The organism is Nocardioides sp. NPDC057577 (assembly GCF_042801335.1).
Classification (GTDB): Bacteria; Actinomycetota; Actinomycetes; order Propionibacteriales; family Nocardioidaceae; genus Nocardioides.
In genome coordinates, this window is sequence record NZ_JBHVGB010000210.1 from 1 (window position 1) to 9,701 (window position 9,701).

11 protein-coding genes are annotated in these 9,701 nt (G+C 70.9%); 5 read left to right on the forward strand and 6 right to left on the reverse strand.

What is annotated here, in order from left to right; all coding sequences use genetic code 11:
* The 6 genes from ACFU7D_RS26470 to dapE form a co-directional block, all read right to left on the reverse strand.
* Positions 1 to 578: M17 family peptidase N-terminal domain-containing protein (locus tag ACFU7D_RS26470; protein WP_378873012.1), on the reverse strand; the 578-nt coding region annotated here is incomplete at its 3' end.
* Positions 579 to 752 (reverse strand): DUF3117 domain-containing protein, encoded by a 174-nt coding sequence (locus tag ACFU7D_RS26475; protein WP_008358749.1) that lies wholly within the window; start codon positions 750 to 752, stop codon positions 579 to 581.
* Between the two features lie 146 nt (positions 753 to 898).
* On the reverse strand, positions 899 to 2,725 hold the full coding sequence (locus ACFU7D_RS26480; protein ID WP_378873014.1) for a hypothetical protein: 1,827 nt from the start codon (positions 2,723 to 2,725) through the stop codon (positions 899 to 901).
* A gap of 15 nt (positions 2,726 to 2,740) precedes the next feature.
* The gene (locus ACFU7D_RS26485; protein WP_378728686.1) at positions 2,741 to 3,091 is read right to left on the reverse strand and encodes a DivIVA domain-containing protein; all 351 of its coding nucleotides are present in this window, start codon (positions 3,089 to 3,091) and stop codon (positions 2,741 to 2,743) included.
* Positions 3,084 to 3,803 (reverse strand): TIGR00730 family Rossman fold protein, encoded by a 720-nt coding sequence (locus ACFU7D_RS26490; protein WP_091049046.1) that lies wholly within the window; start codon positions 3,801 to 3,803, stop codon positions 3,084 to 3,086. Before ACFU7D_RS26490 ends, ACFU7D_RS26485 begins: the two co-directional genes overlap by 8 nt.
* Positions 3,800 to 4,816: a succinyl-diaminopimelate desuccinylase gene (gene dapE, locus ACFU7D_RS26495; protein WP_378873027.1), complete on the reverse strand. Its 1,017-nt coding sequence runs from the start codon at positions 4,814 to 4,816 to the stop codon at positions 3,800 to 3,802. Before dapE ends, ACFU7D_RS26490 begins: the two co-directional genes overlap by 4 nt.
* A gap of 168 nt (positions 4,817 to 4,984) precedes the next feature.
* On the opposite strand from dapE, the gene ACFU7D_RS26500 reads away from it, so the two are divergent.
* From ACFU7D_RS26500 to ACFU7D_RS26520, 5 genes are all read left to right on the forward strand, one after another.
* Positions 4,985 to 6,046, forward strand: a complete 1,062-nt coding sequence (locus tag ACFU7D_RS26500; protein WP_378873016.1) for a homoserine O-acetyltransferase — start codon at positions 4,985 to 4,987, stop codon at positions 6,044 to 6,046.
* The gene (locus ACFU7D_RS26505) at positions 6,043 to 7,335 is read left to right on the forward strand and encodes an O-acetylhomoserine aminocarboxypropyltransferase/cysteine synthase family protein (RefSeq protein WP_378873018.1); all 1,293 of its coding nucleotides are present in this window, start codon (positions 6,043 to 6,045) and stop codon (positions 7,333 to 7,335) included. The genes ACFU7D_RS26500 and ACFU7D_RS26505 overlap by 4 nt, the downstream gene beginning before the upstream one ends.
* Positions 7,335 to 7,832 carry a CoA-binding protein gene (locus ACFU7D_RS26510; RefSeq protein ID WP_378873021.1) on the forward strand — a complete coding sequence of 166 codons (498 nt, stop codon included), beginning with the start codon at positions 7,335 to 7,337 and terminating at the stop codon, positions 7,830 to 7,832. Before ACFU7D_RS26505 ends, ACFU7D_RS26510 begins: the two co-directional genes overlap by 1 nt.
* A 62-nt stretch (positions 7,833 to 7,894) precedes the next feature.
* The gene (locus ACFU7D_RS26515; protein ID WP_378873023.1) at positions 7,895 to 8,449 is read left to right on the forward strand and encodes an OsmC family protein; all 555 of its coding nucleotides are present in this window, start codon (positions 7,895 to 7,897) and stop codon (positions 8,447 to 8,449) included.
* On the forward strand, positions 8,446 to 9,701 hold a 1,256-nt coding region (locus ACFU7D_RS26520), incomplete at its 3' end, for an NAD(P)-binding domain-containing protein (RefSeq protein ID WP_378873025.1). The genes ACFU7D_RS26515 and ACFU7D_RS26520, both read left to right, overlap by 4 nt.

Consider the following 9,701-nt stretch of genomic DNA (forward strand, 5'->3'; position numbering starts at 1 on the left):
CAGGCGTAGAACCGCGCGCGCCCGCTGGCGCGCGCGATCGCCTGAGCCCGGTCCAACGCTGCCGCCTGGTCGTCGCCGAGGTCGGCCAGGGTGATCGTCTCCACCGGCTTCCACGGCGCGCCCTCGGAGCGCCAGTGGAAGAGGAAGGACCCCAGCGTCGCGCCGGCCACGAACGGCTCCAACCCGACCTCCGGGTCCGCCGCCGGAATGGTCGTGACCACCTCGGACCGATCCCGCACGGCGCGAGCCAGCGCGGCCCCCGCCCGCCGGAAGTCGTCGCGACGTTGCGCGCCGACACCGATCAGGAGGATCTGTCGCAGGGTGCCGGAGCCGGTGACGGCGTACGTCGTCACCTCACCGGCACTGCCGGTGGCACCTTCGAACTCGAGGTGACCCAGGAGGTCGTGCCGGTCGCCGAGGTCGGCGGCCCCGGGTCCGATGGTCAACACATCGTCGCCCGGAATGACCGGCAGCGCGATGATCTCGGCATCGAGGCGCTCCGGGCCGAGCGGGTTGAGCGTGAAGGTGGGCGGCCCGACCTGCGACGGCAGAGCCGATGACGGCAGCGTTGTGGTCATCTACGCGTTCAGCCCAAGACCTTTGATCTCTTCGCCGAGCGCGGCGGCCTCTTCGGCGTTCAGTTCGACGACCAACCGGCCACCACCCTCGAGCGGGACGCGCATCACGATGCCCCGACCTTCCTTGGTGACCTCCAGCGGACCGTCTCCTGTCCGCGGCTTCATCGCCGCCATGCGGCACCTTCTTCCGTGTCTCGCGTGTCGGCGCTCACCTGCCGGATGGCCTCGGAGCGCGCATTGCACGTCCATTATCCCTCATCAGGTCCGCAGACCTGACGGCAAGGTGGGAGTTTCGGCGGGTTGACCTGCCTTCGAACCTGTCAGATGACCGAGGTTCCGTACGCCCAGGTCAGCCAGATCGCGAGGATCACCAGCGTGATGTGCACCACGATGGCCGCACCGGACGACTCGTTGAACGCTCCGCCCCGGTCCCGACGGTCGCCTCCGACGGACCGATCATAGGCATCGTCGTAACGCTCGTCGTAGCGCTCGTCATAGCCGCGGTCGTAGGCGTCGTCGTGGTCGTAGCCCTGCGCGTACGCCGGGTCGTAGCCCTGGTCGTAGCCCTGGTCGTAGCCCTGGTCGTAGCCCTGCTCATAGCCCGCATAGGCAGGCTCGTCGCGATGCCCGGAGCCGGTCGAGGAGTAGCCCTGGTCCCGCTGACGTCGACGCGGCTGGGCCTCGGGCGCGGGCGGGATCTGGGCCGGGGGCTCGACCCGTTCCCGGTCGCGGTCCTGCGGACCGTAGGACTCGAAGGAGTAGGGGTCGTACGCCTCGGGCTGCTGCTCCGTACGGCGGCCTGACGGCCGGCCCGGCGCCTGCGGTGAAGGCGCGGGCTGGGGTGCCGGTCGAGGGTCGGGCCGGGAGTCTGGTCGGGGCGCCGGGCGCGGCGCGCGCGGCGGACTCGGCTGGTTCGGCTGCTGCTGGCCCGGGTAGTCGGAGTAGCTGCTGTCGCGCCGGTAGCGGCGGTCGGCGAACTCGTCCTGGCTGTCGTTGCGGCGGTCGTCGTAGCGATCGTCGTAGCCACGCGAGCGGCGCTGCGGCGGCTCCTGACGGCGGCCCCACGGGTCCTGGCCGCCGCGGCCCGGCTCGCCCTGACCCGGCTGCGGCTGCTCGGGCGCGGGACGCGGTGCCGGACGCTGGGGTTCCGGACGCTGAGGTGCCGGACGCTGAGGTTCCGGACGCTGGGGAGCCGGACGCTCACGCATCGGCTGCTCCGGGGCTCGCCGCTCCGGTGCGGGTCGCGCGGGCGCCGGGCGGTCCTGCCGCGGCCGGCCGGGGGCCTCCGGGGCCGGGGGCTGGGGCGCGGGCTGGTGACGTACGGGCTGCTGGGGAGCCGGCGGCTGCGGCGCGGCCGCCCGCCGCGGAGACCGCTGCGGGGAGGGCTGGGGTTGCGGCGTCGGCGGGGGCGGTGTCTGCCGCCCGGCCACGCGGCGACCGATCTGCCCGTCCCGCGTCGGCGCAGGAGCCGGGGCCGGGGCCGGGACTGGGGATGGAGCCGGGGCAGGGGCTGGAGCAGGTGGCGGAACAGGCGAGGGATCCCGCTCGACCGGCGCCATCACGGCCGTCTCGTCGACACCCGATGCCGCTCGCCGGGGCTCGGGCCGACGAGCAGCCGGTCGTCCCTGCTGGGCGACAGGTTGAGCGGTGGCCGGGGCGACGGGTTGAGGAACAGGCTGCTGAACCGGGCGGCGTGGGTCCGCGTAGCCCGCCCGGCCATCAGGCTCGGCGTAGCCGGCCTGGTCATAACCGGTCTCGTCGTAGCCGTAGCCGTCCTCTGCGTACTCCTCGTCGTAGCCGTCGTAGCCGTCGTCGTAGTCGTTGCCATAGCCGTAGTCGTCGGGGCCGGCGGCCCCGGCGCGGTTCTGTCTGAGCCGACGGAGGAGCAGGTAGATCCCGGCGATCGCGGCGAGCCAGATCCCGAAGAGACCGATCACACCCGGGACGTCGCCGCCGAGGAAGAACGACGACGGCGAGACGAGGAAGAGGACCCAGACCAGGAGGCCGGCTGCGCCGGCGTACAGGTGGATCTTGGGCGGCAGCCCCGGCTCCCGCGGCTGCAGGAGATGGGGCTTCAGGTAGGTGAGCGCAACGATCACCGCGACCAGGGCGGTCACGGCGTAGACGAGTACGGCGGCGAAACTCACGGCAGCGATTCTGTCCTAGACGTCGGGCGAGCCCGAATCGGGCTCGGGCGTTGGTGATGTGAGTCCCCCGACTCCGACCTCGGCATCGGCATCCCCGGCCGCGGTCGACTCACGCCATTCTGCCTCCTCGGCAAGGCGGGCGATCAGAGCGTCCACCTCGTCCATCCGGTAGCCGCGGAAGGCCACCGAGAAACGTACGTGACGCAGGTCCGCCGCCTCCAGGACGCGGTCGCGGGGCACCAGAGCATCGGGCTGGTCGCCGTACTCCTCCCCCATCGGCGCGCCCGTCCCGGCAGCGACGAGGGCGACTCCTCCGAGAGCCAGCACGATGAGTGCCGCGAAGATCCAACCCATCGCCTCAGTCACGCGCCTTCAACATCAGCTCGACCGCCTCGTCCACGTCGTCGGTGAGGGTGATCATGTCCAGGTCGCTCTGCTTGATCCGGCCGTCGGCCAGCATGGTCTCGCGCATCCAGTCGAGCAGCCCCTGCCAGTGCTCCACGCCCATCAGCACGATCGGGAACTGGGTGATCTTCTTGGTCTGGGAGAGCGTCATCGCCTCGAAGAGCTCGTCCATGGTGCCGAGTCCGCCGGGCATGACGACGTAGCCCTGGGAGTACTTCACGAACATCATCTTCCGCACGAAGAAGTAGCGGAAGTTGAGCCCGAAGCTGACGTAGTCGTTGAGCCTGGCCTCGAAGGGCAGCTCGATGCCGAGGCCGATCGACTCGCCACCGGCCTCGAGAGCGCCCTTGTTGGCGGCCTCCATCGTGCCCGGGCCACCGCCGGTGATCACCACGAAACCGGCCTCGGCCAGACCACGGCCGATCGCCTCGGCCTGGGCGTAGGTCGGGTGGTCCTTGGGCGTGCGCGCCGAGCCGAAGACGCTGATCGCCGGGCCGATCTCGGAGAGGTCGTTGAACCCCTCGACGAACTCGGCCTGGATCTTCATGACCCGCCACGGGTCGGTGTGGACCCAGTCGCCGTGGCCGGAGCTGTCCAGCAGTCGCTGGTCGGTGGTGCTGCCGGCGGGGCGCCCCTTGGTGGGGCGTGGGCCGGAGCCGCTGCGTCGGGTCATGCGGTCAACCAATCACGAAGGGCCTGCTCGCAGGTGGTGATCTCGGAGATCCGCACGTGCTCGTCGGCCTTGTGGGCGAACATCGGGTCACCTGGACCATAGTTGACCGCCGGTATGCCGAGGACCGTGAACCGCGCCACATCGGTCCAGCCGAACTTGGGTCCCACCTCGCCGCCGACGGCGGCGATGAAGTCCTTCGCGGCGGGACGGTCCAGGCCCGGCAGCGCACCCGGGGCCGAGTCGGTCAGGGTGACGTCATAGCCCTCGAAGAAGTCGGTCACGAAGGCCAGCGCCTCCTCCTCGCTCCGGTCCGGCGCGAAGCGGTAGTTGACCGTCACCACGCACTCGTCGGGGATCACGTTGCCCGCCACTCCGCCCTTGACGAAGACCGCGTTCAGACCCTCGTGATACTCGAGGCCGTCGATGACCGGCTTGCGCGGGACGTACGCCTCCAGGCGGCGGAGCACCTCCCCGGCCTTGTGGATGGCGTTGACGCCGCGCCAGGCGCGGGCGCTGTGGGAGCGCTCGCCGGCGGTGCGTACCTCGACCCGAAGGGTGCCCTGGCAGCCTGCCTCGACGCCCGCGTTCGACGGCTCCATCAGGATCGCGAAGTCCCCGGCGAGGAGGTCGGGCTCACTGGCCGCGAGCTTTCCGAGGCCGTTGTGGACGGCCTCGATCTCCTCGGCGTCGTAGAAGACGTACGTCACGTCGCGGTTGGGTGTCAAGAGGGTGGCGGCGAGCTTGAGGATGACCGCGTCACCAGACTTCATGTCGCACGCGCCCAGGCCGTGCAGGATGCCGGTGGCCTCGTCGAGGCGGCTCGGGAAGTTGCCGTTGACCGGCACCGTGTCGAGGTGGCCGGCGATGACCACGCGCTCGGGAAGGCCGAGGTCGGTGCGCGCCACGATCGAGTTGCCCCGCCGCTCGACGACGAGGTGGTCGTGCGCAGCCAGCGCCCGCTCCACGGCGTCGGCCAGCTCGAGCTCGTCGAGGCTCACCGAGTTGATGTCCATCAGCTGCCGGGTCAGCGTCACCACGTCGGTCGTCAGGTCGATCTCGGGAGTGTCAGGACTGGTCACAGGCGCTAGTCAACCAGCCCTTCATGAGACTCCGCCCGGGGACCTCGACTCGCGCGCTAAATTCTCTAGTTAGCAACTTGACTTAGTGCAGAGAGGGTGTCGATGACCACCGTCCGACGTGAGCGCCTCTTCGACGAGTGCAGCCCGCTGCCGCTCTCCGGCGGCGGCACGCTGGCGCCGGTCGACGTCGCCTACGCCACCTATGGCGACCTGGCGCCCACCCGCGACAACGTCGTCTTCATCGCCCACGCGCTCACCGGCGACGCCGAGGCAGCGACATGGTGGCCGACGATGGTGGGCCCGGGGCGGCCGGTCGACACGGATCGGTTCTTCGTGGTCTGCGCCAACCTCCTCGGCGGTTGCCGGGGCACCACCGGGCCGTCATCGACCGATCCCGCCACCAGCCGCGCCTGGGGCCTCTCGTTCCCCCAGATCGGCGTCGCCGACCTGGTCACCGTCCACCGCCGCCTGCTGGCCCACCTGGGCATCGAGAGACTCCATGCCGCCGTCGGAGGATCGCTCGGCGGCATGCAGGTCCTGCAGTGGGCCGCCGACGCGCCCGGCCAGATCGAGCGGGCCGTCCTGGTCGCCGCCTCCGCCCGACTGAGCGCCCAGAACATCGCGCTCTCGCACGTCGCCCGGCAGGCGATCCTGCGTGACCCCGACTTCCGCGGCGGGCACTACCCGGACCACGGCGTCGTCCCCGCGAACGGGCTCGCGGTGGCGCGGATGCTCGGTCATGTCACCTACGTCTCCGAGCCGGGACTGGAGGCGAAGTTCGGCCGCTCCCGGCGCGACGGTTCGGCGCCGGGGTTCGAGATCGACTTCGAGATCGAGAGCTATCTCGACCATCAGGCGAGCTCCTTCGTCGACCGCTTCGACGCGCTCTCCTATCTCTACCTCTCCCGTCTCCTCGACTACTTCGACCCCTTCGCCTCGGCGGGTTTCGCCGAGCGCATCCGGGACACCCGGTTCCAGGTCATCTCCTTCGACTCCGACTGGCGCTTCGCCACGTCCCACTCGGTCCTGATCGAGGAGGAGCTTCGCCGCGCCGGCGTCGACGTCGAGCGCCACGAGATCGCCTCGACCTGGGGCCACGACTCGTTCCTGCTCGACCCGCCCGGCTACCTCGACCTCGTCCGGACCTTCCTAGGAGACTCATGACCGACCATGCCTACGGCTTCAACACCCGCGCGATCCACGCAGGCAACATCCCCGATGCCGCCCAAGGCGCCCGGGCGCTGCCGATCTACCAGACGGCGTCGTTCGTCTTCGACGACACCGCCGATGCCGCGGCGCGATTCGCGCTGCAGAAGTACGGCAACATCTACACCCGCGTCGGCAACCCGACCGTCGCCGCGTTCGAGGAACGGCTCGCCTCGCTCGAGGGCGGGATCGGGGCGGTCGCCACCGCGTCGGGCCTCTCCGCGGAGTTCGTCACCTTCGCCTCCCTCGCCGGCGCCGGCGACCACATCGTCGCCTCGGCCCAGCTCTACGGCGGCTCGGTCACCCAGCTCGACGTCACCCTGCGCCGCTTCGGGGTGTCCACGACGTTCGTGTCATCCTCCGACCCCGAGGCGTACGCAGCAGCCATCCGCCCCGAGACCAAGCTGGTCTTCGCCGAGACCGTCGCCAACCCGTCGGGCGACATCGCCGACCTGGCAGGGCTGGCCGATGTCGCGCACGCGCACGGGGTGCCGCTGGTCGTCGACTCGACGATCCCGACGCCGTACCTCTCCCGGCCGATCGACTGGGGCGCCGACATCGTGGTGCACTCGGCGACCAAGTTCCTCGGCGGGCACGGGACCACGCTCGGCGGCGTCGTCGTCGAGTCGGGCCGCTTCACCTACTCCCCCGAACGCTTCCCGCTCTTCCACGAGCCGGTCGAGCACTACGGCGGGCTGTCCTGGTGGGGCAACTTCGGGGAGTACGCCTTCCTCACCCGCCTCCGCGCCGAGCACCTGCGCAACGTCGGCGCGACCCTGAGCCCGCAGTCGGCGTGGCAGCTCGCCCTCGGCGTCGAGACCCTGGCGCTGCGGGTCCAGCGGCACGTGGAGAACGCGCGGATCGTCGCCGAGTGGCTCGATGCCGACCCACGGGTCGAGCACGTCCGCTGGGCCGGACTGCCCTCCCATCCGCACCACGAACGGGCGCAGAAATATCTCCCCCGAGGCCCTGGCAGCGTCTTCTCCTTCGACATCGCCGGGGGACGCGCGGCCGGCGAGCGCTTCATCGAGTCGGTCGAGCTGGCCAGCCACCTGGCCAACATCGGCGACGCCAAGACGCTGGTGATCCACCCGGCATCCACCACGCACCGCCAGCTCAGCGAGTCGCGGCTGGCCGAGGCCGGGGTCTCCCCCGGCCTGGTGCGGATCAGCGTCGGCATCGAGGACGCCGACGACATCATCTACGACCTCGACCAGGCGCTCACCGCCGCCACGAAGGAGCCCTGATGACCACCATCACCCAGATCCCGCACGAGCCGACCGCCCGCGAGCGGCAGGGCCTGCTCCGGGCCTCGCGGTCGATCGCCATCGTCGGCTTCTCGCCCAACACGGCCCGGTCGAGCTACTACGTCGCCACCTACCTCGCCCAGGACACCGACTACCGGCTCTACTTCATCAACCCGAACGCCGCGGGTCGCGAGGTGCTCGGCCACACCGTCTACGCCGGCCTCTCAGACCTCCCGGAGACTCCCGACGTCGTCGACGTGTTCCGCCGGGCCAGCGACCTGCCCGCGGTCGTCGATGAGGTGATCGTGCTGGGCTCGCCGGTGGTCTGGTTCCAGCTCGGACTGACCAACGACGAGGCTGCGGAGACAGCGCGCGCGGCCGGGCTGACGGTCGTCCAGAACCGCTGCCTCAAGATCGAGCACGCGCGGTTCCACGGCGGCCTGCACCTGGCCGGCTTCGACACCGGCGTGATCTCGGCACGCAAGACACGACGCTGACCTATTTAGTTGAGTAACTTACTGGGCTATAACTGGTTCATCACCTACCTCAGGAGACTCAGATGACCGAAACATCCGTCGACAACGGCGTCAACGTCGAGGCGCTCCTCGGCGCTCGGGCCGCCCTCCAGGCGACCCCGGAGGCGGCCAGGTTCACCTGGCGCGCGACCAACACGTGGGTCAAGGGCACCCACTCCAGGAGCAAGGTCGAGGGCTTCTTCGGCCTCGGCGAGGAGCAGGAGACCCAGCGCTCCTTCGAGTCCGACGGCGACCACCCGCCCCAGTTCGCCGCCGACAACCAGGGCCCCACGCCGGTCGAGACCGTCCTGGTCGCGCTCGGCGGCTGCCTGACGGCAGGCGTCGCCGCCGTCGCCCAGCAGCGCGGCATCCAGCTCAACTCCGTCACCGCGACCATCGAGGGCGACCACGACATCCGCGGCATCCTGGGTGCCGACGCGGACGTACGCAACGGCTTCACCGGCGTTCGCGTGAACTACTCGATCGACGCCGACGCGTCCCCGGAGGACGTGGAGGCGCTGGTCGCGCAGTCGCAGAAGCGCTCGGCCGTCTTCGACATCCTCACCAACCCGACCGCGGTCAGCGTCTCGGTCTCATGAGCAGGGGTGTCCCGTCTCGCCGCACCACCGTCGCGGTGATCGGGGCGGGGCACAGTGGCCTCGCGGTGAGCCACCGACTCGGTGCCGAGGGGATCGACCATGTCGTCCTCGAGCGCGGGCAGGTCGCTCACTCGTGGCGCACCCAGCGCTGGGACTCGCTCCGCCTGCTGACCCCGGGCTGGATGAACCGGCTGCCCGGTCTCTCCGAGCCGCTGCTCGGCCCGGCGGAGGCCGACGAGTTCCTCAGCGCGGCGCAGGTCGCCTCGCTGGTCACCGGCTATGCCGACGTGATCGCGGCTCCGGTGCACGAGGGCGTCGAGGTCCACCGCGTCTCCCCTGGTCAGGACGGCTATCTGGTCGAGACCTCCGCGGGCCCGTGGTCCGCGGAGCACGTCGTGCTCGCCACCGGTTCCGTACGCGGCGTGGTCCCCGCCCTGGCCGCCGACCTGCCGCCCGGCCTGCCCTCGGTGCACGCCGTCGACTACCGGCGTCCCTCCCAGCTCCCGCCCGGCGGCGTGCTGGTCGTCGGGGCGGCCGCCAGCGGCGTACAGATCGCGGCGGAGCTGCAGGCCTCGGGCCGGCCGGTGACCCTGGCCGTCGGCGAGCACGTCCGGGTGCCGCGCCGCTACCGCGGGCGCGACATCTTCGCCTGGATCGAGGAGGCCGGCATCCTCGACGAGCGCTGGGACGAGCTCGACGACATCACCCGCGCCCGACGGCTCTCCTCCTTCCAGCTCGTCGGCGGCACCACGACCCTCGACCTCAACACGCTGCAGGACGCCGGTGTACGCGTGGTCGGCAAGCTGGCCGCACTGCGCGACGGCGAGGCGCTCTTCTCGGGCTCGCTGGCCAATGTGGCGGCGCTCGCCGACCTCAAGGCCAACCGGCTGCTGGCCGGCATAGACGAGAGGTTCGGCGGCGCCGGCGAGCGGCTCGAGCCGACCCGCGTACCCGAGCCGCTGCTGTCGCTCTCACTGACCTCCGGCGAGATCGGCTCCGTCGTCTGGGCGACCGGCATCAAGCCCGACCACCGTTTCCTCGACGCCGAGGCCTTCGACCGCAAGGGCGCGATCCGCCACGACGGCGGCATCACCGACCTACCCGGCCTCTACGTCACCGGCCTCCCCGTCCTGCGCCGTCGCCGCTCGACCTACATCGACGGCGCCCGCGAGGACTCCGCCGACCTGGTCTCCCACCTCTCCCAACGCCTCGCCACCCGCCCGCCGAGTCGGCTCGTTCTGACCCAGAATCC